Origin of the sequence: Candidatus Pelagibacter giovannonii (assembly GCF_012276695.1) — a bacterium.
In the GTDB taxonomy this organism is placed as follows: domain Bacteria; phylum Pseudomonadota; class Alphaproteobacteria; order Pelagibacterales; family Pelagibacteraceae; genus Pelagibacter; species Pelagibacter giovannonii.
In genome coordinates this window covers 616,273-641,617 of record NZ_CP038852.1, presented here as the reverse complement: position 1 = coordinate 641,617, position 25,345 = coordinate 616,273, and the positions used below count along the sequence as shown (strand labels likewise).

The window sequence follows — 25,345 nt, the reverse complement described above, 5'->3', positions numbered from 1 at the left end:
GTAAAAATTTAAGAAGAGAAGTGTGGACGGTTAAGGTTACCAAAATTTGTCGTACACACTTCAAAATCGTATGGATTGTATTCTTACAATTTATATATGAAGCTAGTGTGCGCCGTTTTTTAACTTGAGAGTTTGATCATGGCTCAGAACGTACGCTGGCGGCACGCCTAACACATGCAAGTCGAACGAAGTAGCAATACTTAGTGGCAGACGGGTGAGTAACATGTGGGTATCTACCCTTTGGCCTGGAATAACACGAGGAAACTTGTGCTAATACCGGATAAGTCTTTACGGAGAAAGCTTTATGCACCATTGGATGAGCCCGCACTTGATTAGTTTGTTGGTAGGGTAATGGCCTACCAAGACTATGATCAATAGCTGATTTGAGAGGATGATCAGCCACATTGGGACTGAGACACGGCCCAAACTCCTACGGGAGGCAGCAGTGGGGAATCTTGCACAATGGAGGAAACTCTGATGCAGCGATGCCGCGTGAGTGAAGAAGGCCTTTGGGTTGTAAAGCTCTTTCGTCGGGGAAGAAAATGACTGTACCCGAATAAGAAGGTCCGGCTAACTTCGTGCCAGCAGCCGCGGTAATACGAAGGGACCTAGCGTAGTTCGGAATTACTGGGCTTAAAGAGTTCGTAGGTGGTTGAAAAAGTTGGTGGTGAAATCCCAGAGCTTAACTCTGGAACTGCCATCAAAACTTTTCAGCTAGAGTATGATAGAGGAAAGCAGAATTTCTAGTGTAGAGGTGAAATTCGTAGATATTAGAAAGAATACCAATTGCGAAGGCAGCTTTCTGGATCATTACTGACACTGAGGAACGAAAGCATGGGTAGCGAAGAGGATTAGATACCCTCGTAGTCCATGCCGTAAACGATGTGTGTTAGACGTTGGAAATTTATTTTCAGTGTCGCAGGGAAACCGATAAACACACCGCCTGGGGAGTACGACCGCAAGGTTAAAACTCAAATGAATTGACGGGGACCCGCACAAGTAGTGGAGCATGTGGTTTAATTCGAAGATACGCGCAGAACCTTACCAACACTTGACATGTTCGTCGCGACTCTAAGAGATTAGAGTTTTCGGTTCGGCCGGACGAAACACAGGTGCTGCATGGCTGTCGTCAGCTCGTGTCGTGAGATGTTGGGTTAAGTCCCGCAACGAGCGCAACCCTCACTTTTAGTTGCCATCATTAAGTTGGGCACTCTGAAAGAACTGCCAGTGATAAGCTGGAGGAAGGTGGGGATGACGTCAAGTCCTCATGGCCCTTACGTGTTGGGCTACACACGTGCTACAATGGCATCTACAACAGGAAGCAAAACGGCAACGTTAAGCAAATCCCGAAAAGATGCCTCAGTTCGGATTGCACTCTGCAACTCGAGTGCATGAAGCTGGAATTACTAGTAATCGTGGATCAGCGTGCCACGGTGAATGCGTTCCCGGGTCTTGTACACACCGCCCGTCACACCATGGGAGTTGGTTCTACCTTAAGGCAAGGTTTTAAACCCTTGACCACGGTATAGTCAGCGACTGGGGTGAAGTCGTAACAAGGTAGCCGTAGGGGAACCTGCGGCTGGATTACCTCCTTTCTAAGGATGAGTGAAAGTAAAATTTCACTCTAAATAATATACATCGGTAATGTTGACCGTCCTCATTTCTCTTCTTAAAGTAATGTTTCCTTCTTGTAGGGCCGGTAGCTCAGTTGGTTAGAGCACACCCTTGATAAGGGTGGGGTCGAAAGTTCGAGTCTTTCTCGGCCCACCAAAAACCTAAATGGGGGATTAGCTCATCTGGGAGAGCGCCTGATTTGCATTCAGGAGGTAGCAGGTTCGATCCCTGTATCCTCCACCAGGAAACATTTAGTTATTAAAACTGTAAATAAAAATAATTTATATCAATATCTATATCCGAACATTAAAAGTTATTATTTAATGTTCAAAATAAAAATTTGATCACAACATAGATAAATTTTCTGTTAAAAGAATTTTTTTCTGTGCATAAATCAAGCGTTTAAGGGCGTGTAGTGGATGCCTTGGCACTGAAAGCCGATGAAGGACGTGATATACTGCGATAAGTTTCGGGGAGCTGTATGTAAGCTTTGATCCGAAAATTTCCGAATGGGGAAACCCACCACTTTATGTGGTACTTTAAACTGAATACATAGGTTTAAAGAGACAACCTGGAGAACTGAAACATCTAAGTAACCAGAGGAAAAGAAATCAATTGAGATTCCGTTAGTAGTGGCGAGCGAACGCGGAGTAGGCCAGTAGTTTTGTTAGAAAAATTTGAATAGTTTGGAAATGCTAACCATAGAGGGTGATAGTCCCGTATGAGTAATGTCTAACAAAATTCTTGAGTAAAGCGGGACACGAGAAATCCTGCTCGAATATAGGGGGACCACCCTCTAAGCCTAAATACTCTTCAGTGACCGATAGTGAACTAGTACCGTGAGGGAAAGGTGAAAAGAACCCCTATTAGGGGAGTGAAATAGAACCTGAAACTGCATGCCTACAATCAGTCCGAGCCCTTTTTAGGGTGAGGGCGTACCTTTTGTATAATGGGTCAGTGACTTAATTTATTAAGCAAGCTTAAGCCATCTAGGTGTAGGCGCAGCGAAAGCAAGTCTTAATAGGGCGATTAGTTTAATGAATTAGACCCGAAAACGAATGAGCTTACCATGAGCAGGTTGAAAGTTGGGTAACACCAACCGGAGGACCGAACCAGTTGACGTTGAAAAGTCTTTGGATGACTTGTGGTAAGGGGTGAAAGGCCAACCAAATTCGTAGATAGCTGGTTTTCCGCGAAAACTATTTAGGTAGTGCGTCGAATAAATAGATGTTTAGAGGTAGAGCACTAAATGGGCTAGGGGGAAGAGATTCTTACCAAACCTAATAAAACTCCGAATGCTAGACATTGTTCTTCGGCAGACAGACTGTGGGTGCTAAGGTCCATGGTCGAGAGGGAAAGAGCCCAGACCACCAGATAAGGTCCCAAAATCATGATTAAGTGTGAAAGGATGTGGAAATTCCTTAACAGCCGGGAGGTTGGCTTAGAAGCAGCCATCCTTTAAAGATAGCGTAACAGCTCACCGGTCTAATAGAGTTTCTGCGCCGAAGATGTAACGGGGCTAAAATCATGTACCGAATCTGTGGCTTTACAAAGTTTTCGAACTTTGTAAGGGGTAGCGGAACGTTCTGTAAGCCTGTGAAGGGATACCCGTGAGGGATCCTGGAGGTATCAGAAGTGCGAATGCTGACATAAGTAACGATAAACGAAGTGAAAAACTTCGTCGCCGAAAATCTAAGGGTTTCTATGCAAGGTTAATCCGCGTAGAGTTAGTCGGCACCTAAGGCGAGGGCGAAAGCCGTAGTCGATGGAAACAAGGTTAATATTCCTTGACCTGATGGTAGTGACGGATTTCGTAAGTTGTGAGTTCTTATTGGATTGAACTTGCCGCGAAGAGGTCCCAAGAAATAGCTCCATCATGAAGACCGTACCCGAAACCGACACAGGTAGATTAATAGAGTATATTTAGGCGCTTGAGAGAATGATGTTGAAGGAACTCGGCAAAATGCTTCCGTAACTTCGGGATAAGGAAGACCCTTTTGTAGGCAACTATAGAAGGGTGGCACAAGCCAGGGAGAAGCGACTGTTTATCAAAAACACAGGGCTCTGCTAACACGTAAGTGGATGTATAGGGTCTGACGCCTGCCCGGTGCTGGAAGGTTAATGCGGTTGGTGCAAGCTAACTTCTGAAGCCCCAGTAAACGGCGGCCGTAACTATAACGGTCCTAAGGTAGCGAAATTCCTTGTCGGGTAAGTTCCGACCTGCATGAATGGCGTAACGATTTCTCCGCTGTCTCCAACATCAACTCAGTGAAATTGAATTCTCCGTGAAGATGCGGAGTTCGCGTAGTTAGACGGAAAGACCCCGTGCACCTTTACTGCAACTTTACATTGGTGTTAGGAAAAACATATTTAGCATAGGAGGGAGACTTTGAAGCAAAGGCGTTAGCTTTTGTGGAGTCACCAGTGAAATACCTCTTTTGTTTTTCTTGACATCTAACCGCTAGCCGTCATCCGGCAGCGAGACATTGTATGGTGGGTAGTTTGACTGGGGCGGTCGCCTCCCAAATAGTAACGGAGGCGTGCGAAGGTAGGCTCAGAACGGTCAGAAATCGTTCGTAGAGTGCAATGGCATAAGCCTGCCTGACTGTGAGACTGACAAGTCGAGCAGAGACGAAAGTCGGTCATAGTGATCCGGTGCTTCTGAGTGGAAGGGGCATCGCTCAACGGATAAAAGGTACGCCGGGGATAACAGGCTGATACTGCCCAAGAGCTCATATCGACGGCAGTGTTTGGCACCTCGATGTCGGCTCATCACATCCTGGGGCTGGAGCAGGTCCCAAGGGTTTGGCTGTTCGCCAATTAAAGTGGTACGTGAGCTGGGTTCAGAACGTCGTGAGACAGTTCGGTCCCTATCTGCTATGCGTGTAGAAGAATTGAGAGGAGTTGACCCTAGTACGAGAGGACCGGGTTGAACATACCACTGGTGGACCTGTTGTGGCGCCAGCCGCAGTGCAGGGTAGCTAAGTATGGAAGAGATAACTGCTGAAAGCATCTAAGCGGGAAACTCACCTCAAAACTAGTTCTTCCTATAGAGCCGTGGTAGACCACCACGTTGATAGGCTGGATGTGGAAGCGCAGTAATGCGTGTAGCTGACCAGTACTAATAGCTCAATTGGCTTGATTTATGCACTGAAAAAAATTTTTATTAGTTTGATATAAATTTCAAACCTAAATTATTAAATTATGAATTTCCTTAATAAGATTTACAATTATTATTTCGCATTTTCTATTAATAAGATACTTTTTCATTTTACTTTATTATTTAATGGAAATATTTACTCAAAATTATTCAACTTTTATAGTTTATTTTATAATTCAAAAAATAGAATAATTTTTAGAGATAGAAAATATTTTTGTATTGAAAAAAAATGGATATTTAGTCAAAAAAAAGTTGGCTTATACGCTTATGGAAAAGGGTTTGATAAAAGAATATTAGAACTTACTTCTACTTACCATATAGACAAAATAAACTTCAAAGATGATGATAATATAATTGATATTGGTGCAAACAACGGTGATTTATATCTATGCTTTAAAGATAAAATTAATTATTATGGTTTTGAGCCATCTCCAGAAATTTTCTTAAATCTTAAGCATAATGTGCCAAATCAAAATATATTTAATTTAGGACTCTGGAATAAGTCAAACAAAGATATTGATTTCTATTTGAGTGATGAATTTGGTGATAGTTCAATTATACCAATTAATAAATTTTCAAAAAAAATAAGCATTAAAACCACTACCTTGAATGAAGTTATAGAAAAAATTAATAGTAGAATAAAATTATTAAAAATAGAAGCTGAGGGAGCTGAACCAGAAATACTAGAAGGGTTAAGTGATAAATTAAATATGGTAGAATATATTACTATTGATTGTGGTTTTGAAAGAGGAGTGAATCAAGACTCGACAATCTCAGAATGCTCAAATTACTTGATAAAAAATAATTTTAGTATGGTTGGTTTTAATAGCCCAAGGATAGTTGTTTTATTTAAAAATAATAATTTAATTTATTAGATCTAAAGCCTTCACAAACTTCTTGTTTTTAAACTTTCTATTAATGCATGAGTCATTTAAATTAAATATTAAGTGTAAATCACACTTTTTTAATGCACTATTACTTTTTAAAAAGTTCCTAATTTTAAGACTTTTATTAAAATCAGAAGCAAAACAGTTTGATTTTCTTACTTTATTGTAGATTTTTAAAGGTGGAGACTCTCTTGTATCGTTAGTATTTAATTTGTATCCAAAGCCCCAAAAGCAAATTTTTTTACTTTCATTGTTTTTAATGAACAAATTTATTTTCTTAGATATCACATCTATATAGTCATTGTTTATTTTCCGTATTTTACTTATTAACCCACTTTTTTTATTTTCAAGAAAATAAGGGTCAATAGGTATACAATGACCACCAACACCAAATGATGGACTTAAAATATTCACCCTTGGATGTCTATTGCTTAAATTAAATACTTTTTTGTAGTCAACATTTTTTTCCTTTAAAATTTGAGATAAATTTGTTGCAAGTCCAATATTAAAATCTCTATATGTATTTTCTATTAATTTTGTTGCTTCAGCTTCTTTATTATTTGTTATAAAAATATTGCCTTTGACAAATGACTTATACAATTTCGATATAAATTCTTTATTTCCAATATTACTGCCAATAATTCTATCACTGTAGATCATTTCATATAAGGTATTTCCAGGTATTGCTTTTTCACTTACATAGTAAATATCAATTTTAAGTTTTTTTTTTTTTATCTCTAAAATTTTTTTAATCTTATCCGTAAAGCCAATTTCGACTGTACTTTCTAGTATAATCTTATCTTTATCTTTTATTACTTTGGAAATTTCTTTTAGTGCTTTATGTATATATTGATAATCACAATTATTTTTTTTATTTAATGGTGTAGGAAGGCATAATATATACAAATTTGCCAATTTAAGCTTATTAGTAAAACTTAAATTTTTTAAAACTTTTTGATTTTTTATAAGATTATTGAGATTTTTTTCTTCAAATAAATATTTTTTTGATTTTAATTTTTTTAATTTTTTGTTATCTACATCGTATCCATTAACTTTAAAGCCACTTTTTGCCAGTATCATGGAAAATGGCAAGCCAATGTACCCTAAACCAATTACGGAAATTTTTATATCAAGCATAATTAAAATTATAAACTTTCTTTTATTAAAATACTTAAAATTTTTTTTGTAACATTTTTTCCATAAGGGGATTTCCATTTAGGTTTTTGTTTTTTTAAGTAATCTATTCGTCTTTGAATTTTAGAAAAATCGAGTGAGACAAAATTAGATCCAATTAACTCTGTCTCAGGTCTTTCTGTTGATTTTCTAATAGTTATTAAATTTTTTTTTAATATACATGCTTCCTCTTGTATTCCTCCAGAATCTGAAATTATAATTTTTGATTTAATTATCTCTTCCAAGAATAATTTATAGCTGGTAGGTTTTTTTAATATAATTTTATTATTTAACATAATTTTATATCTATTTAATACTTTTAAAGTTTTAGGGTGACAGAAAAAAATAATCTTATAGTTATTTTTTAATGCAATTTTATTTATATTTTCTATAATTGAAATTACCATTTTTTTATTTTGTGTATTTTCATGTCTATGAATAGTTAATAAGATTGTGTTTGTATCTTTGCTTTTTTTTAACTTCATCATTTTTAAAGAGTCAGCAATCGTACTACCAACTATAAATATTTTTTTGTTATGAATTCCTTCATCAATTAAAATTTTTGATTGTATAATTGTTGGTGGAAATAAAATGTCAGACATGTGATCAATCAAAAGTCTATTAAGTTCTTCTGGCATCCTATAGTCATAACTTCTTAGTCCAGACTCTACATGGGCTAGTTTAATTTTATTTATTAAAAAATTATTAGCTCTTTTGACCGCAATAGCCCCACCAAGAGATGTATTAGTGTCACCTTGCACAATAACAATTTTGGGTCTTATCTTAATAAGAATTTTTTCAACTTTATTTACAAGTGAAAAAATAAAATTGTCATTTTTTTTTTTCTTACCAAGATTTAAATTATAATTTGGCTTACTTAATTTTAGCTCTTCAAAAAAAATATCTGACATGCTTTTATCATAATGCTGACCGCTATAGATTGTTGTAAAAGGTATTTTTTTTTTTGATAAATGGTCTATAATTGGTGCAAGCTTTATAATTTCTGGTCTAGTGCCAAATATTAAACATATTCCTCTGTTCATAATAATTTTTTTTTATTAGTGGAAAAATAATTAATTTTCATTAGATATTACTTATTATTAAAAAATGTCTTATTCAAATAAAATATTAATAACAGGTGGTCTAGGCTTTATAGGACAAAATTTTGCAAAACACTGTTTAAAGAATAAATTCAAAATTGATATAATTGATATAAAACAAAAGCCTAAGATTGCAGATATTTTATTTGATTTTAAAAAAATAAATTACAGTAAAATAAATTTATCAAATAAAAAAAAGTTAATAACTTTTTTAAGAATAAGCAATATGACTATGTAGTGCATTTTGCTGCAAACTTTGCCAATCAAAACTCAGTGGACAATATCTACAAAGACATGAATACTAATATTAAGGGTACAATAAATCTATTAGAGACTATAAAAGAATTAAAAATTAAAAAATTTATATATATTTCCTCTTCCTGTGTGTATCCCAGCAAAGAGATGTTATCAGAAAATCAAAAATGCTACCCTCATGAAACACCGTATGCAATATCAAAATTTACAGGAGAACTATATACAAAATTTTATAATGATTATTATAAATTGCCAAGTGCAATCATTAGAATTTTTAATACATATGGTCCAGGTGAAAAAGCACACAAGTACAGGAATGTTATCCCAAATTGGATTGATAGAGCATTTAAGAATCAAGATTTATTAATAACTGGAAATGGCAAAGAAACTAGAGATTTTACATTTATTGATGATGCAATTTATAATATTTTTAATGCAATGCTCTTTAAAAGTAAAGATTGTACAATTATTAATTCATGCACAGGAAAAAAAACAAAGATTATAGATTTAGCTTACAAAATAATTAAAATATGCAATAGCAAATCAAAGATAAGAGTACTCAATAAAAGAAGAAAATGGGATCAAATTATAAAGAGAATGGGAAGCCAGAAATATCTTGCAAAAATTATTGGGAATAAAAAGTCCAAAACATTGGATTATGGCCTAGAAAAAACTATAAAATGGTATAAGTCAAATATAAACTCCTAGAAAAAACTTAAATGAAAACTAAACCAAAAAAACAAAATTTTTTTTTAAATACTTTTATAAACTCATCTATAAAAACAATTAATTTGATTGATCAAGTAAAAATTAGTAAAATTGCTAGTGAGATAAAAAAGATTAAAGATAGAAATGGAAGAATTTTTTTTATAGGTAGTGGTGGAAGTGCAGGAAATGCATCTCATGCTGTCAATGATTTTAGAAAATTATGTAATATTGAATGTTATTCTCCTTCAGACAATACTTCGGAACTCACAGCTAGAATAAACGATGATGGGTGGGATACATCTTATTCTAATTGGTTAAAAGTTTCTAAATTAAACTCAAAGGACGGTGTTTTTGTTTTCTCAGTTGGTGGTGGATCAATAAAAAAAAAAGTAAGCATGAATATAGTTAATGTATTAAAACTAGCCAAAAGAAAAAAAGCTAAAATATTTGGAGTTGTTAGCAGAGATGGAGGTTATACTAAAAAAGTTGGAGATGTAGTAATAGTATTGAAAATAGATGAGCCAAATTTTGTAACTCCAATTTCTGAGTCCTTGCAAGTTTTGGTTTGGCATTGTTTAGTAACAGATAAAAAATTACAAGTTAATAAAACAAAATGGTAGGATAATATGATTAAAATAAATAAACTAAAAACACAAATTTTTTTAGATGGTGCTAATTTTTCAGATATTCAAAAATTTAAAGAAAAAAAATATATCACAGGATTTACAACGAACCCATCTTTAATGAAAGAAGCAGGAGTAAAAAATTATAAAAATTTTTGCTTAAAAATATTAAATACAATAAAAAAGAAAGATGTTTCTTTTGAAATTTTTGCAGATGATTTGAAAAATATAGAATTTCAAGCTAGAGAAATTGCCAGTTGGGGAAAAAATATTTATGTAAAAATTCCTGTAATTAACACTCAAAATAAATGTAATTCAGGATTAATAGGAAAATTGAACAACGATGGGATAAAGATTAATGTGACAGCTGTATTTACTTTAGATCAAACTAAAAGAATACTAAAAAAAATTAATAAAAAAACACCATGTATTATTTCTATATTTGCTGGAAGAATAGCTGACACAGGTGTTGATCCATTAGTAGAAATAAAAAAACATATTATGATATCTAAAAAATATCCTAATGTAAAAATTTTATGGGCTAGTGTTAGAGAGCCATTTAACATCATGCAGGCTAATCAAATAAATTGTCATATAATAACTGTACCACCGTCAATTCTTAAAAAGTTGAAAGTTTTAAATAAAAATTTAGAAAAATACTCAATTGAAACAGTAAAAATGTTTTATAAAGACGCAAAAGACTCTGGTTTTAAAATTTAATGAAAAAAAAAATATTTATAACTGGAGGAGCGGGATATGTTGGTTGTCGTTTAGTACCTTTTTTATTGAAAAAAGGTTATGAAGTAACCGTTTATGATATTATGTATTTTACAGATAAATTTTTGGATCATAAAAACCCTAATTTAAAAATTATCAGTGGAGATATAAGAGATTTAACAAAACTTGATCGTAGTTCTAAAAATCATGATATTTTTTTACATTTAGCATGTATATCAAATGATGCTAGTTATGTTTTAGATGAAAATTTATCTAAAACAATTAATTTTGATTGTTTTGAGAACATAGTGTTAACAGCAAAAAAAAATGATATAAAAAGATTTATATATGCGTCCTCTAGCTCAGTATATGGTGTGTCTGATCAAAAAGATGTAAAGGAAGACCATCCACTGTTACCTTTAACTCTATATAATAAGTTTAAAGGTTTGTGTGAGCCACTATTATTAAAAGAAGCTTCGGATAATTTTGAAGTATCCATATTTAGACCAGCAACTGTATGTGGGCACAGTCCTAGAATGAGATTTGATTTAAGTGTTAACATATTGACTTGTCATGCAATTTGTAACAATAAGATAAGTGTTTTTGGTGGGGACCAATTAAGGCCTAATTTACATATTTTAGATTATTGTGAAGCTGTTGTAGCATTAATTGAATCTGAGAAAGAAAAAATTCATAAAGAAATATTTAATATTGGATATGAAAACTTATCTATCAGAGATATAGCTAACAAAATAAAATTCATTCTTGAAAGTAAACATGACTATAAAGATATCGAGATTCAAACAGTTTCAAGTGATGATAACAGGTCTTATCATATTAATTCTGATAAATTTTTTCAAAAATTAGGCTTTAAACCAAAATTAACAATTGAGGATGCTGTTACAGAAATTGTTAACATGTATGACCAAAATTTATATTCAGAGCCATTAAAAAATAAAGTTTATTATAATGTTAAGACGTTATTAGACCTTAAAGCAAATTAGATATGAAAAAAACTAGTATAGTTACTGGTGGCGCTGGATTTATAGGAAGTCATATGGTTGACTACTTGATATCAAAAGGTCATTTTGTAATTATAATAGATAATTTGTCCTCAGGGAAAAAAAAGAATATTCAAAAACATCTAAAAAATAAAAAAGCATTTTTGATTAATTGCCAGATTGAACATTTTAAGATTTCACAAATTCGTGTTAAAAAAATCGAATTTATTTTTCATTTTGCAGGAATTGGTTCAATTGTTCCTTCTATTACAGACCCAAAAAAATATATTAAAACAAATGTTACTGGTACATTAAATATTTTAGAGCAAACAAAATACATAAAATATAAAAAATTTGTCTATGCAGCATCTTCTTCTTGTTATGGTATTGCTAAAACACCAACAAGTGAGCATCACAGGATATCAACTGTTTACCCTTATTCATTAAGTAAATTTATGGGAGAACAACTTTGTGTCCACTGGAACAGTGTTTATAAGCTACCGATTTGCTCTATAAGAATATTTAATGCTTATGGAAGTAGAATTTCATTTGATGGTGGTTATGGAGCTATGTTTCCAGTTTTTATGAAACAAATCTTAAAAAAGAGACCTTTAACTATTGTAGGAGATGGAAAACAAAAAAGAGATTTTATTCATGTAACAGATTTAGTAAAAGCTTTTTACTGTGTTGCAAAGTCAAAAAAAATTGGAGAAATCTACAATGTTGGCACGGGTAAACCAATTAGTGTAATTAAAATTGCCAAAATTTTAAGTGATAAAATTGAATTTATTCAAAAAAGACCAGGTGAGCCAGATATTACTCATGCAAATATTAAAAAAATTACAAAACATACAAAATGGAGGCCTAAAATTAATATGCAAAATGGAATTAAAGATATGGTAAAAAATATAGATAATTGGAAAAATGCACCTATTTGGAATAAACACAAAATAGCAAGAGCTACAAAAAAATGGTTTGAATATCTTAAATAAATTATGGATTTTTTTAAAAAATACTCAAACAAATTAATTGATTTAAAAAGTTTAAAAGCAAAAGTTAAATCATTCCCTAGAAAAAAAAAATTAACTCTTTGTCATGGAGTTTTTGATGTCGTCCATCCAGGCCATGTAAGACATTTTTATTATACAAAGAAAAAATCTGATATTTTAGTTGTAAGTTGTACGGCTGATAAATTTATAAACAAAGGGATATATAGACCTCATGTTCCAGAAAAACTTCGTGCTTTAAATTTAGCAGCATATGAAATGATTGACTTTGTTATTATAGATAATAATAAAACTTCTTTAAATTTAATAAATTTTTTGAAACCAGATTATTATGCAAAAGGATTTGAATATAGTACTAAAATTCTACCTAAAACTACTCAGGATGAAAAAGAATGTGTAGAGAAATATGGAGGTAAAATTATTTTTACACCTGGAGATGTTGTTTACTCATCTTCAAAAATTATTAATTCAAATTTACCTAATTTAGATTTAGAAAAACTTGATTTTTTAATGAAGCAAAACAAAATTACATTTAAAGGTATAAATAAGGTTTTACATAGAATAAAAAAAATAAATGTTCATGTTGTTGGAGATGTGATTGTAGATACGCATTCCAAAACTTCTTTTATTGGGGGCCAAACTAAAACCCCAACATTCAGCGTTTTGTTAGAAAATGAAGAACATTATATAGGTGGAGCAGCAGTAGTTGCGATGCACTTAAGTTCTGCAGGTGCAAATGTTACATTCACTAGCGTTATTTCAAATGACAAAATGGGTAGGTTTGTTAGAAAAGAACTTGGAAAATATAAGGTAAAGACTAATTTTATATCAGAAAAAAATAGACCCACAACAAATAAAAATACATTTATTTCAAGTCCTTATCGATTGTTAAAAGTAGATACATTAAGTAATTCGCCTATTGAGGAAGAAACAATTAATTTTATTTCAAATAAATTAAAAGATAGTAAAGATGATATTTTGATTTTAAGTGATTTTAGACACGGAATTTTTAATTCTAGGTCTTTGCCAGTTTTATTGTCTTCAATACCAAAAAAAATTTTTAAGGTTGGTGATAGCCAAGTAGCAAGCAGATGGGGAAATATTACAGAATTTAAAAAATTTGATTTAATAACGCCAAATGAAAAAGAGGCGAGATTCGTACTTGCTGACCAAGACTCTACAGTTGGAAAGTTGGCTGGAAATCTTATAAAAAAATGTTATCCAAAAAATTTAATACTAAAACTTGGGGAAAGAGGTGTTTTTTGTAAAAACAATACTAAAGTACAACCATTTTCTATAGGATCTTTTGCGAACGATGTTATTGATCCAGTCGGTGCTGGTGATGCAATGTTGGCATACTCTGCGCTTACATTATATGTTTCAAAGTCACTAATTTATTCATCAATAATTGGCTCTATTGCGGCTGCTGCAGAATGTGAATTAGATGGAAACGTCCCAATTTCGGTAGAAAAAATAATTAAAAAAATGAGAGAAATAGAAGAAAAAGTAAATTTATTTAAAAAATGAAAGTTTTAATAGTTGGGTATGGTGTACAAGGGCAAAAGAGAGAAAAAATATTAAAAAATTTTTTTTACGCTTCATACGACAATAAAAATACCAAAGCAACCTTCACTGATATTAATGATATCCCTAAAAATAAATATAATGCAGTTTTTTTATGTGTGCCAGATGATCAAAAATTTAAATTGATTAACTTTTTTATAAAATTAAAAAAACATATTTTAGTTGAAAAACCTTTGATTTTTAAAAAAATATCTGATTATAAAAACTTACAATCTCAAAGTCAAAAAAATGGAATTTACATTTATACTGCATACAATCATAGATTTGAGCCTCACTTCGAAGAAGTAAAAAAAACTTTAAAAAAAAATATCATCGGAAAAGTTTACTTATGTAAAATTTTTTATGGAAACGGTACATCAAAACTTGTAAAAAAAAATAAATGGAGAGATAAAGGGTTAGGGGTTGTTCAAGATATAGGGCCACATTTATTTGATATACTTAATTTTTGGTTTAAGTTTAAGGGAAAGTTTACTTTTTTATCAAAATCAAATTTTGAAAATAAATCTCCTGATCATTCAATATTAACTTCAAAAACAAAAAATACAAAGTTCCTATTAGAAATGACATATTGTATGTGGAGAAATACTTTTAGTTTAGAAATTGTTGGTTCAAAAGGATCTATAAGTATAAATCGACTATGTAAATGGGGATCATCAGAGTTTTTTTTAAGAAAAAGAATTTTTCCATCGGGTGCACCAAAAGAATACTCAAAAATAATAAATATCAATGACCCTACATGGGAAAAGGAACATCAATTTTTTTTTCATCAAATTAAAAAAAAAGTAAAAACTGATTTATCTAATGATTTATATATTTTTAAAACTTTAAAAAATTTAAAATCAAATTTAACATGAAAATAACAATTGCCTATAATGGTATTTCACATTTATCTTTAAATTATGCTGCAGCATCAGCTGAAAAGGGATTTAATATAATATGTTATGACCAAGATATTAATTTGATTAACAATTTAAAAAAAAACAAAATAGAAATATTTGAACCTGGTCTAAAAAAATTACTTCTGAAGAATAAAAAAAAAATTATTTTTACTAATGATATTAAACTATTAAAAACATGTAACTTAGTTTTCATTGCTTTGGATATATTAACAAATAATAATGGCGTAAGTGATCTAAGTAATTTAAAAAAAACTATAAAATTTACAATTAAAAATATAAGAAAAAAAAGTGTATTGATAATTCAAAGTCAATTACCACCAGGATTTTTATCAAAGATTAATTGGAACAAAAAAAAACTTTACTATCAGGTTGAAACTTTAATCTTTGGAAAGGCAGTAACAAGAGCCTTATCACCTGAAAGAATTATTGTCGGAAAAAATGAGAATAATTTAGATAAATTATACAAATTATATTTAGATAGATTCAAGTGTCCAAAAATTTTAATGAATTATAAAAGTGCAGAATTAACTAAAATTTTTATTAATATTTTTTTAATAACTCAAGTTACAACCACTAATGTTCTGTCTGAATACTGTGAGAATGAGGGTGCTGATTGGGATAAAATAAAAGATGCAATAATGCTCGATAAAAGAATTGGTAAACATGCTTATTTAAAACCGGGTCTTGGTATATCAGGTGGAAACTTAGAGCGTGATTTGAGAACATTAATTAAATTCACCAACAAAAAAGAATATAAAAGTTTATTTAATTCATATTCTACAATCTCCAAAATCAGAAAAGACTGGGTTTTATTAAAGTTGAAAAAATTTAAATTTTTGCAAAAATATAAAAAAATAGGTATTTTAGGTCTTTCATATAAAGAAGGGACAAATTCAATAAAAAATTCTCCTTCAATAAATTTAATAAAAAAAATTAAAAAGTTAGGCTTTAGTAATATTTGTTCATATGATCCTAAGGCCTCATATAAGGAAGTAACTCAATTTAAAAATTTTGATTTAGTAATAAAAAACTCATCAATTGTGATTATAATGACACCTTGGGAAAGTTTTAAATTAATCAATTTTAAATATATTAATAATGTTAAAATTATTATAGATCCATATAAGTTAATAACAAAAAATCAATTTTCAAAAAAACAAACTTATTTAAGTATGGGCCATTAAAATGAATAAACAAAGAGTGGTAATATTAGGTTCTAATAGTTTTGTTATTTCTAATTTTTTAAAAGAAATTGAAAAAGATTATAATGTTATTAAGATTAACAGAAAAAAAATAAATTTTTTAAAAAGTAATACTAAAATAAAAGTTAAAAAAATTATAAAAAAAAATGACATTATTGTTTTTGCTGCAGCTATAGCACCTGTTAAAAATTTTGACATGCTTAACAAAAATTTAGATATTTGTATTAATATTTATGAAAGTTTAAAAGATTTAAAGATTAGATATTTTATTAATATTGGTTCAGACGCAGTTTACAAAGACTCCTTAAAAAGAATAAATGAAAATTCAGAAACTACACCAAGTAATTTACATGGGTTTATGCACTTAATGAGAGAAAAAATTTTATCTCAACTATCATGCAAAAAATGCTTTATTAGATCTACCCTCGTTTATGGAGATGAAGACCCTCATAATTCATATGGACCAAATAGCTTTTTAAGATTAGCACAAAAAAAAAATGATTTGAATTTGTTTGGAAAAGGTGAGGAATTAAGAGATCATATATTTGTAAATGATATTGGAAAAATCTTAAAGTTAATTTTGAAAAAAAAAATAATAGGAATAGTTAATTTAGTTTCTGGAAAAGAAAAAAGCTTTTACACAATAGCAAAAAAGATATGTAAAACTTATAAAGTAGGATTAAATTTTAATAAAAGAAATGGACCTATGCCACATAGGGGTATTAGAATATTTTCTAATAAAAAAGTAAAAAAAATAATGAATAGTTTTAATTTTACAGAAGTCATAGAGTGGATAGATGGCAGGGGTATAATGAAATGAATATAAGTTTAGTAGACCTGGTACCAAGATATAAAGATGAAAGAAAACTTATATTAAAAGCAATTGATAAAACTTTATCAAAAGGAAACTTGGTATTAACTAAAGAATTAGATGAATTTGAAAAAAGTATAGCCAAATATACCAAGCATAAATTTTGTCTTGGATTAAATTCTGGAACTGACGCACTAATGATTTCATTATGGTCACTTGGAATAGGAAAAGGAGATGAAGTAATAACTAGCCCCATTTCTTTTATAGCTACTTTAGGGGCAATAATCCATGTAGGCGCTAAACCAGTTTTTGTTGATGTAAAAGAAGATTTTAATATTGATGAAGATTTAATTGAGTCCAAGATAACAAAAAAAACAAAAGCCATTATGCCTGTACATTGGGCTGGCCGTATGTGTAATATGGAAAAAATTAATAAAATCTCAAAAAAACATAATTTAAAAATTATAGAAGATGCAGCCCAAGCAATGGGCTCATATTATAAATTAAAACATGCTGGAAGTTACAGTGATATAGCAGCATTTTCGTGTCATCCTTTAAAAAACTTAAATGCTTTAGGTGATGCTGGTTTTATTATTACAAATAAAAAAAAATTATATAACAAAATAAAAATTTACAGAAATCATGGATTAAAAAAAAGAGATCACGTTATTATGTTTGGGGTGAATTCTCGTTTGGATGTAATTAATGCAGAGGTTCTCAAAATTAGGTTAAAAAAATTGAAAGAAGTTATATCTAAAAGAACTAAAAATATTAATTTGTATAGGACTTACTTAAAAAATAATAGATTTATAAAATTTTTAAAAAATGAAAAAAACTAATAGACTCTAATACTTTATTTTTAACTAGGGTTAAAAAAAGAAACTTGCTGAGTGAATATTTAGAAAAAAAAAAAATTCAAACCATGATATATTATGGGACGCCTTTGCACTTTCATCCAGCTGCTAAAAAATTAGGATACAAAAAAGGCTCACTTCCTATTGCAGAAAGACTGACTAAAGAGGTCTTGGCATTTCCTCATCATCAATATTTAAAAAATTTTGAAATTAAACATATCTGTAAACAAATTAATAATTTTTATAAAAAATATGAAAATAAGATATAACTATTTATCTCAAGAATTTGAAAATACAAAAAATATTTTTTTTGAATGGAAAAAATTAATTAAAACGACAGATTTTACACTTGGGCATAAAGTTGAAGAATTTGAAAAAAAAATTGGAAAGTTTCTTAATATAAAATATATAATATCTACTAATAATGGAACAGATGCATTAAAACTTTCCTTAAAATCAATAGGCATTAAAAATGGTGATGAGGTAATAACTGTTTGTAATTCTTTTTATGCTTCTGCAGGGGCAATTGTTGCTTTAGGTGCAAGACCTGTTTTTATTGACTGTGATGACAGATTTCAGATGAATTATAATCTAATTTCAAATGCCATAAACAATAAAACAAAAGCCATTATGCCAGTTCATTGGGGTGGAGCATCTCCAGATATGGATAAAATTACTAAGATAGCAAAAAAATATAATCTAAAAGTTATAGAAGATGCGTGCATGGGAATTGGTGGTAATATTCTAGGTAAATCACCTGGTTCTTTTGGAGACATCTCTGCATTTAGTATGCATCCTCTTAAATCTTTAAATGTGATGGGTGACGGTGGATTTGTTGGTACAAATAATAAATCAATCTTTAATTGGTTAAAAAAATATAGAAATCATGGAATGATAGATAGAGACAGAATAAGTTTTTGGGGTGAAAATTTTAGATTACAACCATTACAAGCAGTTGTTGCTTTAAATCAATTAAAAAAATTAAAAAAAGTCATAAAAATAAGAAATAACAATGCAAAATATTTGGATAAGCAATTATCAGCATTATATCCAAACGTAAAAATTCCACCTAGACCGAGAGGTTTTAAAGAAACTTTTGCATTATATATGGCAAATTTTAGCAAAAGAAATGAGTTGAGAAGTTATTTACTTAAAAGAGGTGTAGAAACTAAAATACACTATCCTATTCCATTACATTTACAAAAGGCTTCGAAAAAATTTAATTATAAGAAAAAAGATTTCCCCGTTGCAGAAAAACAATCAAAATCATTAATTACTATTCCAGTCCATCAATATTTGGATATGAAACACATGCAATATATAAGTAATTTAATAAGAAAATTTTATGAGAAATAAATGCCATTAGTTAATTTATTAAAATCCTTACCAAAGAGTAAAAAAATACTTCAACTTAGAAAAAAAAAAAATAATAAAACAATTATTGTAGCATCACAATTTGGTAAAGATTATTTTGATGGTACAAGAGAATTTGGTTATGGTGGATATTATTATGATGGCAGATGGAAAAAAGTTGCCAGAGACTTTAAAAAATTTTTTAAAATAAAGAAAAATCATAAAGTTTTAGATATTGGGTGTGCAAAAGGTTTCTTATTAAAAGATTTTAAAGATATAGGTGTAGACTGTTATGGAATTGAAATTTCTAATTATGCTATTCAGAATTGTCACAAAGATATTCAGGATAAAATATTTTTTGGGAACGCAAAAAAAATACCATTTCCAGATAATTTTTTTGATGTAGTTATATCAATTAATTGTGTTCACAATTTAAAACTTGCAGACTGCATTAAGGCAATTAGAGAAATTAATAGAGTATGCAAAACCAAAAATTGCTATTTACAAGTTGATAGTTATAATAATGTTTATCAAAAAAAAGTATTTAATGATTGGGTTTTAACTGCAAAAACACATTTTTATCCAAAAAAATGGATTGAGATTTTTAATAAATGTAATTTTAAGGGATATTGGAATTGGACCATACTCAAATGAAAAAAAAAATAATAGATTTTTATAAAAAAATATCCTTGATAAGAATTGTAGAAAATGAAATATCCTCCAGGTATAATGAGGGCAAAATGCGATGTCCTGTACACTTATCAATTGGACAAGAAGCTAGCGCTGTAGGCATTTGTGAAAATTTAAATATTTCAGATAGAGTTTATAGTACTCATAGGTGTCATGCTCACTATATTGCTAAAGGCGGAAATATAAATAAAATGATTGCAGAAATTTATGGAAAAAAAACTGGCTGTTGCCAGGGTCGTGGAGGGTCAATGCATCTTTTTGATGAGTCAGCAGGAGTGGTTGCGAGCGTTCCAATTGTTTCAAGCAGTATCCCATTGGCCGCTGGTGATGCATTAGCAATTAAATTGAAAAATAAAAAAAATATAGCAGTTGCTTTTTTTGGAGATGGTTCAATAGAGGAAGGAATATTTTATGAGACATTAAACTTTGCAATATTAAAAAAACTCCCACTCCTTTTTGTCTGTGAAAACAATCAATATTCTATCATGACTCATATAAACGAGAGACAACCTAAAAACTTTATAAAAAAATTTGATAAACTTTATGATATTGATACATATTATTGTGATGGAAATAAAATTGATAAAGTTTTTAATGCTTCCAAGCAAGCAATAAAAAAAATAAAAAATGGTGGAGGCCCTGGAATGATCGTTCTTGATACATATAGGTTTAAAGAACATTGTGGCCCAGGAGATGATTTAAAACTAGGATATAGGTCTTTAAAAGAATTTAATTATTGGAAAAATAAAGATCCATTAAATTATTGCAAAAAAATTATTACAAAAAATTTTATAAATTATAAAGATTTAATATCTAAGATAGACTCAGAAAATACAAAGATATGTAATCAAGCCTTTAAATTTGCGGAAAAATCACCTTTTCCAAATAAAAAAGATATAAGTTTAAACGTTTATTGTGATTAAAAATGAACAATAACTATAAATTAATGACAGGTTCAGAGGCGATTCGGGATGCCCTTATTTGTGCTCAAAAAAGAATTAAGAATATATTGTTAATATCAGAGGGTGTCGCTGATCCATCAAGCTTCTATGGAACTACAAAAGATCTTTCGTCTCATTTTAAAAAAAATCAAATAATTGAGATGCCGTTATCCGAGTCGGCACTTGGGGGCATATCAATAGGTGCTGCAATTAATGGAATGAGACCTGTCTTAAATTTTCATAGGGTAGAGTTTGCACTGCTTGCAATGGAGCAAATTTTTAATAATGCTGCAAAAGCTAGCTATATAAGTAATGGAAAACACAAAGTTCCCCTTGTACTAAGATTAGTTATTGGAAGAGGATGGGGGCAGGGTCCAGCTCACTCTCAATCTTTGGAAAACATTTTTAGCTCAATACCTGGGTTAAAAGTGATAATGCCAACTTTTCCAAATGACACAAAAGGTTTAATAATTGGAGCCATTAAAGATAACAATCCAGTTGTGATAATTGAACATAGATGGTGTCACTATGTAAGTGAAAAAGTTAATAAAGGATTTTTTGTAAACAATATAAATGAAGGTCCAAAAGCTCTTAGTAATGGAAAGGATTTTACAATAGTTGCGACTTCCTATGGAGTTATTGAAAGCATGCAAGCTGTTAAAATTTTAAAAAAATATGGGATTAATGTTGCACTATTTGATTTAAGAATTTTAAGACCATTAAATTTAAAAAAAATTATTACCTCAGTCAATCAAACTGGTAGACTTTTAACAATTGATACTGGATTTAAATTTTTAGGTATAGGATCAGAGATAGCATCTCAAATTACTGAAAAATGTTTTTCTAATCTAAAAGCATCCCCTATTAGGTTGGGTTTTCCTGATCATCCAACACCAAGTTCAAGAGGATATTTAAAAAATGTTTACACAAACACCCAAATTATATGTGATAAAATAATGAGAGGATTGAAAGTTAATAAGAATATTCAAAAAAAAGTTAAAGAAAATATAAAAAAAATTTCAACTAAAGAAATAGACATACCAAATCCTTTGTTTAAAGGACCATTCTAAATGTCAATTCTGATAGCAGGATCCAAAGGTCAAATTGGAAAAGATTTGTTCAAATATTTTAAGAACAAATCAGATATTGTTGGACTGGAAAGAAACAAATTAGTTATAAGTAAATCAAAAGATGCAAAATCTAAAATGATTAGAACTAACGATCCTTTTCAATATTTGATAAATAAAAAAATTAATTTCGATTTATATATAAACTGTATAGCAGTTCATGAGTTTTCTAAAAAAAAAAAAAAAAATTTTTTTTTGAGTCAAATATTCTGGCATTAAGAAAGCTTGTTAAAATTTTTAATTTACAAAAAAAAAAGTCTTTGTTTGTCAATCTTTCAACAATAAGAGTCAGTGAATTAAAATTTATCAATTGTATTAAAAAAAAAATAAAATTATTAATACATATGCTCAAACTAAAAAAAAAGGGGAGTTTGAAGTACAAAAATGCAATAAAAATTATGTAAATTTAAGATTGCCAGGAGTAATTACAAAAAAAATAGATCACAATAGACCTTGGTTTTCAAAGATTATTAAGTCAATTAAAAACAATGAAGTTATAAAAATTTATAATTATAATAAAAGTTTTAATAATTTTATTGACACATATGAAATATTTTCAATTTTAGTAAAGTTAAAAAAAATTAAAAAAATTAAAGGAACATTTGAGATTTCATCCTCCTTGCCTGAAAAACTTGGAAATATAATAAAAATTATTATTAAACATTTTAATAGTTCATCAAAAGTTGTAGCTCAAGGTAATACCGAAAGTCATAAAATTATTAACAATAAAATTTTTATAAAAAAAACAGGAATAAAAATAAACAAGACTAAGACAATTCTTCAAAGAATATTAAAAAATTATGATAAAGTTTGCTAGTTTAAGAGTAGAGACTATTGGCCACTTAATTTTGAACACAATACGTTTTTTTTCAGAAAAAAAATATAATTATTTAATCATAGTTTCAAATCCTGATAAAATTATTAATCGATTTGTATACGATTTTTTAAAAAAAAATTATCAAAATAAAAAAATAATTTTTCTAGAAAATAAAATAATTAGTGATTTGATAGAAATTTTTTACAAAGTTCAAAAAAGATTAAAATTCCTTTCTATTTTTTATGCTAATTTAAGGTGGATTCATCATGATTTTCCAAGAATTGAATATGGTTCTCCATATAGATTTTATGATTCTTTTTTAAGAAATAAAAAAAAATTTATATTTCAAAAAAAATATGAAAAAATTTTTCAACATTGGAAAAAAACCAATAAAATAAATGGAAAATTTGTTTGTATTTTTGGAAGAGACAATGGTTACTATAACGAAAAATATAAAGAACCGCGAAATTTTAAATTTTCAAATTACAAAAAGTTAATTAATAAATTAATAAAACTTAATTATACAGTAATTAGAATGAGCAGAAAAAATAACGAAAATTTTTATTTAAAAAATAAAAAATATATTGATTTTAATAATATCATAAAAAATGAAGGTATACAAAACATTGAATTAATTGAATTTATGCTGTTTAAGAAATGTGAATTTATTGTAGGAAGCACATCTGGAATACATGCTTATGCATCGCTTTTTGATAAATTTTTTTTTTACGTAAATAATTTTCCTGCTGGAAGAATTCCATATTTTAAAAATTGCCTGTTTATAAACAAGAAATATAAAAAGTTAAAAAAAATTGTTCCTTATAATAAAATTGATCGAGATATTCTCTTATCAGAAAATTATTCTATTATAAAAAAAAAGGATATACCGTGGTGGATAATAATCAAAATGAAATTTATAATTTGGTAATTAAAAATATAAAAAAAAAAAGTGTAATAAATATTAAAAAATATTCTTTTATCGTTGAAGGTGAAGGAGCCTTATGTTGTAAACGATGGTATACAAAAAACCTTAAACTTTTTAAAAATTAAATGAGAGACTATTTTAAATTTATATCTAATATTCATTTTATTTTAGGGAAAAAAAAAACTTTTCTTTTATATAAAATGGTTCTCCTTATTCTTGTAGCGACGATACTAGAAGTCTTTGGGATAACGCTAATTATTCCAGCTTTACACTTTATATCAGACCCTGAAAAACTAATTTTTACTTTAGAACAAAGTCTAAGCTCAGACTTATTTTTAAATATACTAATTTTCTTAAAATCTATGACAGTTAAGCAAGTAGGAATTATTTTCTTTATTTTTATTTTGTTTATTTTTACATTTAAATTCTTTTTTTTAATTTTAGTAGCATGGTTAGGTTCAAAATTTATAATGGATATACAAAAACATGTGAGTGAAAAATTATTTAATGTTTACATTAATCAAGAATATGAATTTTATTTAAAATCTAATAGCTCGGTCTTAACATCTACAGTTTTAAAAGAATCTTCGGTATTTGCTGGCACAATAATGAGCGCTATAATAACATTAATAACCGAAGGCTCTATAATGATAGGGTTTGCATTTTTGCTACTAGTATTTAATCCACAATTATCATTGATACTTATAACAATTACTGGAATTATAATAAGCCTGTATTACATACTCATAAAAAGTAGGGTTAAAATTTGGGGCAAGAAAAGACAAGATCATGATGCTCTTAAATTAAAAAACCTTTATCAAGCTTTTGAAAATTTTAAGATAATTAAATTTTATGGAATAGAAAAGTTTTTTAAAAAAAAATTTTTCTTTCACAATAGAATTGCAGCAGATATGGACAGAAATACTTTTTTTCTATCCAAAATTCCAAATATTGGCATGGAATATTTAGTTTTAATTTTATTAGTTGTAGCTGTAATAGTCATCGTTTTATCAAGTTCAAATATAAATGAATTGATTATCCAGCTAGGAGTATATGTTGCTGTATCTTTCAAAATACTACCCTCTGTCAATAGATCATTGAATTCTATTACAGGCCTAAGATATGGATCTACTGTTGTTAACTTAATTTACAATGAATTAAATAAAGAAAACACAGAAATAATCAAATCAAATAAGATTAACGAAGAGGATGATCAGGTTGATCAAATAAAATTTGAAAAAGAAATTGAACTAAAAAATGTAAGTTTTAAATATGATGATAATAAAGATCATGTTTTAAAGGATGTTTCTATTAAAATAGTTAAAAATGATTTTATAGGAGTAGTTGGTGAGTCTGGTTCGGGAAAAACAACCTTTTTAAATATTATTTTGACACTTCTAAACTCTTATACAGGAAAGTATCTTGTAGATGGTCAAGAATTAAGACAGAAAGATCTAGTCAAATGGAGAAAAAAAATATCTTTTGTTCCTCAAGAACCGTATTTAATAGATGATACTTTAGTTAAGAATATTGCTTTTGGAATTGATGAAAGCTTAATTAATATAGAGAGAGTGCAAGAATGTCTTGAAATTGCTCAATTTAATGTCAACAAAAAAAATTTAGACGCAGTTATTGGAGAAAAAGGTGTTCAGCTTTCTGGTGGTCAAAAGCAAAGAATATCGATAGCAAGAGCACTATATAATAATCCAGATATTATAATAATGGATGAGCCAACAAGCTCATTAGATATTGAGACAGAAAAGAAAATCATTTATTCAATCAATGAATTAAGTAAATATAAAACAATACTGCTCGTATCACATAGAAAAAGTGTACTGAGTGAATGCAATAAGATTTTTGAAATAAAAGAAAAAAAAATTAAACTCTTATAGTGAAA

23 protein-coding genes, 2 tRNA genes and 2 rRNA genes are annotated in these 25,345 nt (G+C 29.1%); 25 read left to right on the top strand and 2 right to left on the bottom strand.

Going from position 1 to position 25,345, the window contains the following annotated elements:
• Nucleotides 1-120 precede the first annotated feature (120 nt).
• The 5 genes from E5R92_RS03595 (at nt 121) to E5R92_RS03575 (ending at nt 5,649) form a co-directional block, all read left to right on the top strand.
• A 16S ribosomal RNA gene (locus E5R92_RS03595) occupies nt 121-1,595 on the top strand.
• A 98-nt stretch (nt 1,596-1,693) separates the two neighbouring features.
• A tRNA-Ile gene (locus E5R92_RS03590) sits at nt 1,694-1,770 on the top strand.
• A gap of 11 nt (nt 1,771-1,781) precedes the next feature.
• Nucleotides 1,782-1,857, top strand: a tRNA-Ala gene (locus E5R92_RS03585).
• Nucleotides 1,858-2,006: 149 nt separating this feature from the next.
• Nucleotides 2,007-4,760: ribosomal RNA gene (locus E5R92_RS03580) — 23S ribosomal RNA — on the top strand.
• The 16S and 23S rRNA genes sit together here with 2 tRNA genes alongside, the layout of an rRNA operon.
• Before the next feature lie 58 nt (nt 4,761-4,818).
• On the top strand, nt 4,819-5,649 hold the full coding sequence (locus tag E5R92_RS03575; RefSeq protein ID WP_168606737.1) for an FkbM family methyltransferase: 831 nt from the start codon (nt 4,819-4,821) through the stop codon (nt 5,647-5,649).
• Here the strand turns inward: E5R92_RS03575 and E5R92_RS03570 are convergent.
• Nucleotides 5,638-6,798: a nucleotide sugar dehydrogenase gene (locus E5R92_RS03570; RefSeq protein ID WP_168606736.1), complete on the bottom strand. Its 1,161-nt coding sequence runs from the start codon at nt 6,796-6,798 to the stop codon at nt 5,638-5,640. The genes E5R92_RS03575 and E5R92_RS03570 overlap by 12 nt on opposite strands.
• An 8-nt stretch (nt 6,799-6,806) precedes the next feature.
• Nucleotides 6,807-7,877: a non-hydrolyzing UDP-N-acetylglucosamine 2-epimerase gene (gene wecB, locus E5R92_RS03565; protein ID WP_168606735.1), complete on the bottom strand. Its 1,071-nt coding sequence runs from the start codon at nt 7,875-7,877 to the stop codon at nt 6,807-6,809.
• 64 nt (nt 7,878-7,941) lie between these two features.
• On the opposite strand from wecB, the gene E5R92_RS07545 reads away from it, so the two are divergent.
• The 20 genes from E5R92_RS07545 (at nt 7,942) to E5R92_RS03465 (ending at nt 25,340) form a co-directional block, all read left to right on the top strand.
• Nucleotides 7,942-8,172 carry an NAD(P)-dependent oxidoreductase gene (locus E5R92_RS07545; protein ID WP_168606734.1) on the top strand — a complete coding sequence of 77 codons (231 nt, stop codon included), beginning with the start codon at nt 7,942-7,944 and terminating at the stop codon, nt 8,170-8,172.
• Entirely contained in the window at nt 8,172-8,897 is a 726-nt protein-coding gene (locus tag E5R92_RS03555) for an NAD-dependent epimerase/dehydratase family protein (RefSeq protein ID WP_168606733.1), read from the top strand. The genes E5R92_RS07545 and E5R92_RS03555 overlap by 1 nt, the downstream gene beginning before the upstream one ends.
• Nucleotides 8,898-8,908: 11 nt before the next feature.
• Complete coding sequence (locus E5R92_RS03550) at nt 8,909-9,517, top strand: phosphoheptose isomerase family protein (RefSeq protein ID WP_168606732.1); 609 nt, start codon at nt 8,909-8,911, stop codon at nt 9,515-9,517.
• Nucleotides 9,518-9,523: 6 nt separating this feature from the next.
• Nucleotides 9,524-10,240, top strand: a complete 717-nt coding sequence (locus E5R92_RS03545; RefSeq protein ID WP_168606731.1) for a transaldolase — start codon at nt 9,524-9,526, stop codon at nt 10,238-10,240.
• The gene (locus E5R92_RS03540) at nt 10,240-11,241 is read left to right on the top strand and encodes an SDR family oxidoreductase (protein ID WP_168606730.1); all 1,002 of its coding nucleotides are present in this window, start codon (nt 10,240-10,242) and stop codon (nt 11,239-11,241) included. Before E5R92_RS03545 ends, E5R92_RS03540 begins: the two co-directional genes overlap by 1 nt.
• A gap of 2 nt (nt 11,242-11,243) precedes the next feature.
• Nucleotides 11,244-12,230 (top strand): NAD-dependent epimerase/dehydratase family protein, encoded by a 987-nt coding sequence (locus E5R92_RS03535; protein WP_168606729.1) that lies wholly within the window; start codon nt 11,244-11,246, stop codon nt 12,228-12,230.
• Nucleotides 12,231-12,233: 3 nt separating this feature from the next.
• Nucleotides 12,234-13,772 carry a PfkB family carbohydrate kinase gene (locus tag E5R92_RS03530; protein ID WP_168606728.1) on the top strand — a complete coding sequence of 513 codons (1,539 nt, stop codon included), beginning with the start codon at nt 12,234-12,236 and terminating at the stop codon, nt 13,770-13,772.
• A complete protein-coding gene (locus tag E5R92_RS03525) occupies nt 13,769-14,683 on the top strand; it encodes a Gfo/Idh/MocA family protein (protein ID WP_168606727.1) in 915 nt (304 codons plus the stop codon). The genes E5R92_RS03530 and E5R92_RS03525 overlap by 4 nt, the downstream gene beginning before the upstream one ends.
• The gene (locus E5R92_RS03520; protein ID WP_168606726.1) at nt 14,680-15,912 is read left to right on the top strand and encodes a nucleotide sugar dehydrogenase; all 1,233 of its coding nucleotides are present in this window, start codon (nt 14,680-14,682) and stop codon (nt 15,910-15,912) included. Before E5R92_RS03525 ends, E5R92_RS03520 begins: the two co-directional genes overlap by 4 nt.
• Nucleotide 15,913: 1 nt before the next feature.
• Nucleotides 15,914-16,750, top strand: coding sequence for an NAD-dependent epimerase/dehydratase family protein (locus E5R92_RS03515; protein WP_168606725.1), 837 nt, complete (start codon nt 15,914-15,916; stop codon nt 16,748-16,750).
• Nucleotides 16,747-17,580, top strand: a complete 834-nt coding sequence (locus E5R92_RS03510; RefSeq protein ID WP_168606724.1) for a DegT/DnrJ/EryC1/StrS family aminotransferase — start codon at nt 16,747-16,749, stop codon at nt 17,578-17,580. The genes E5R92_RS03515 and E5R92_RS03510 overlap by 4 nt, the downstream gene beginning before the upstream one ends.
• Before the next feature lie 44 nt (nt 17,581-17,624).
• Nucleotides 17,625-17,864, top strand: a complete 240-nt coding sequence (locus tag E5R92_RS07540) for a DegT/DnrJ/EryC1/StrS family aminotransferase (RefSeq protein ID WP_168606723.1) — start codon at nt 17,625-17,627, stop codon at nt 17,862-17,864.
• Nucleotides 17,848-18,951 carry a DegT/DnrJ/EryC1/StrS family aminotransferase gene (locus tag E5R92_RS03500; protein WP_168606722.1) on the top strand — a complete coding sequence of 368 codons (1,104 nt, stop codon included), beginning with the start codon at nt 17,848-17,850 and terminating at the stop codon, nt 18,949-18,951. Before E5R92_RS07540 ends, E5R92_RS03500 begins: the two co-directional genes overlap by 17 nt.
• Complete coding sequence (locus E5R92_RS03495) at nt 18,952-19,602, top strand: class I SAM-dependent methyltransferase (protein WP_168606721.1); 651 nt, start codon at nt 18,952-18,954, stop codon at nt 19,600-19,602.
• On the top strand, nt 19,599-20,561 hold the full coding sequence (locus E5R92_RS03490) for a thiamine pyrophosphate-dependent dehydrogenase E1 component subunit alpha (RefSeq protein WP_168606720.1): 963 nt from the start codon (nt 19,599-19,601) through the stop codon (nt 20,559-20,561). The genes E5R92_RS03495 and E5R92_RS03490 overlap by 4 nt, the downstream gene beginning before the upstream one ends.
• A gap of 2 nt (nt 20,562-20,563) precedes the next feature.
• Entirely contained in the window at nt 20,564-21,649 is a 1,086-nt protein-coding gene (locus E5R92_RS03485) for an alpha-ketoacid dehydrogenase subunit beta (RefSeq protein WP_168606719.1), read from the top strand.
• Complete coding sequence (locus tag E5R92_RS03480; RefSeq protein ID WP_168606718.1) at nt 21,650-21,925, top strand: Rossmann-fold NAD(P)-binding domain-containing protein; 276 nt, start codon at nt 21,650-21,652, stop codon at nt 21,923-21,925.
• Nucleotides 21,926-22,118: 193 nt separating this feature from the next.
• Entirely contained in the window at nt 22,119-22,523 is a 405-nt protein-coding gene (locus E5R92_RS03475) for a hypothetical protein (protein WP_168606717.1), read from the top strand.
• The gene (locus E5R92_RS03470) at nt 22,507-23,451 is read left to right on the top strand and encodes a TIGR04372 family glycosyltransferase (protein WP_168606716.1); all 945 of its coding nucleotides are present in this window, start codon (nt 22,507-22,509) and stop codon (nt 23,449-23,451) included. The genes E5R92_RS03475 and E5R92_RS03470 overlap by 17 nt, the downstream gene beginning before the upstream one ends.
• 359 nt (nt 23,452-23,810) lie before the next feature.
• A complete protein-coding gene (locus E5R92_RS03465; RefSeq protein ID WP_168606715.1) occupies nt 23,811-25,340 on the top strand; it encodes an ATP-binding cassette domain-containing protein in 1,530 nt (509 codons plus the stop codon).
• The last annotated feature ends 5 nt before the right edge of the window (nt 25,341-25,345 follow it).

Excerpts from the sequence above, each read along its gene's own strand:
- E5R92_RS03530 (WP_168606728.1), top strand. The coding sequence starts at position 12,234 with ATGGATTTTTTTAAAAAATACTCAAACAAATTAATTGATTTAAAAAGT.
- E5R92_RS03510 (WP_168606724.1), top strand. The coding sequence starts at position 16,747 with ATGAATATAAGTTTAGTAGACCTGGTACCAAGATATAAAGATGAAAGA.
- E5R92_RS03545 (WP_168606731.1), top strand. The coding sequence starts at position 9,524 with ATGATTAAAATAAATAAACTAAAAACACAAATTTTTTTAGATGGTGCT.
- E5R92_RS03520 (WP_168606726.1), top strand. The coding sequence starts at position 14,680 with ATGAAAATAACAATTGCCTATAATGGTATTTCACATTTATCTTTAAAT.
- E5R92_RS03575 (WP_168606737.1), top strand. The coding sequence starts at position 4,819 with ATGAATTTCCTTAATAAGATTTACAATTATTATTTCGCATTTTCTATT.
- E5R92_RS03490 (WP_168606720.1), top strand. The coding sequence starts at position 19,599 with ATGAAAAAAAAAATAATAGATTTTTATAAAAAAATATCCTTGATAAGA.
- wecB (WP_168606735.1), bottom strand. The coding sequence starts at position 7,877 with ATGAACAGAGGAATATGTTTAATATTTGGCACTAGACCAGAAATTATA.
- E5R92_RS03540 (WP_168606730.1), top strand. The coding sequence starts at position 10,240 with ATGAAAAAAAAAATATTTATAACTGGAGGAGCGGGATATGTTGGTTGT.
- E5R92_RS03525 (WP_168606727.1), top strand. The coding sequence starts at position 13,769 with ATGAAAGTTTTAATAGTTGGGTATGGTGTACAAGGGCAAAAGAGAGAA.
- E5R92_RS03480 (WP_168606718.1), top strand. The coding sequence starts at position 21,650 with ATGTCAATTCTGATAGCAGGATCCAAAGGTCAAATTGGAAAAGATTTG.
- E5R92_RS03500 (WP_168606722.1), top strand. The coding sequence starts at position 17,848 with ATGAAAATAAGATATAACTATTTATCTCAAGAATTTGAAAATACAAAA.
- E5R92_RS07545 (WP_168606734.1), top strand. The coding sequence starts at position 7,942 with ATGTCTTATTCAAATAAAATATTAATAACAGGTGGTCTAGGCTTTATA.
- E5R92_RS03535 (WP_168606729.1), top strand. The coding sequence starts at position 11,244 with ATGAAAAAAACTAGTATAGTTACTGGTGGCGCTGGATTTATAGGAAGT.
- E5R92_RS03485 (WP_168606719.1), top strand. The coding sequence starts at position 20,564 with ATGAACAATAACTATAAATTAATGACAGGTTCAGAGGCGATTCGGGAT.
- E5R92_RS03570 (WP_168606736.1), bottom strand. The coding sequence starts at position 6,798 with ATGCTTGATATAAAAATTTCCGTAATTGGTTTAGGGTACATTGGCTTG.
- E5R92_RS03550 (WP_168606732.1), top strand. The coding sequence starts at position 8,909 with ATGAAAACTAAACCAAAAAAACAAAATTTTTTTTTAAATACTTTTATA.
- E5R92_RS03515 (WP_168606725.1), top strand. The coding sequence starts at position 15,914 with ATGAATAAACAAAGAGTGGTAATATTAGGTTCTAATAGTTTTGTTATT.
- E5R92_RS03470 (WP_168606716.1), top strand. The coding sequence starts at position 22,507 with ATGATAAAGTTTGCTAGTTTAAGAGTAGAGACTATTGGCCACTTAATT.
- E5R92_RS03465 (WP_168606715.1), top strand. The coding sequence starts at position 23,811 with ATGACAGTTAAGCAAGTAGGAATTATTTTCTTTATTTTTATTTTGTTT.
- E5R92_RS03495 (WP_168606721.1), top strand. The coding sequence starts at position 18,952 with ATGCCATTAGTTAATTTATTAAAATCCTTACCAAAGAGTAAAAAAATA.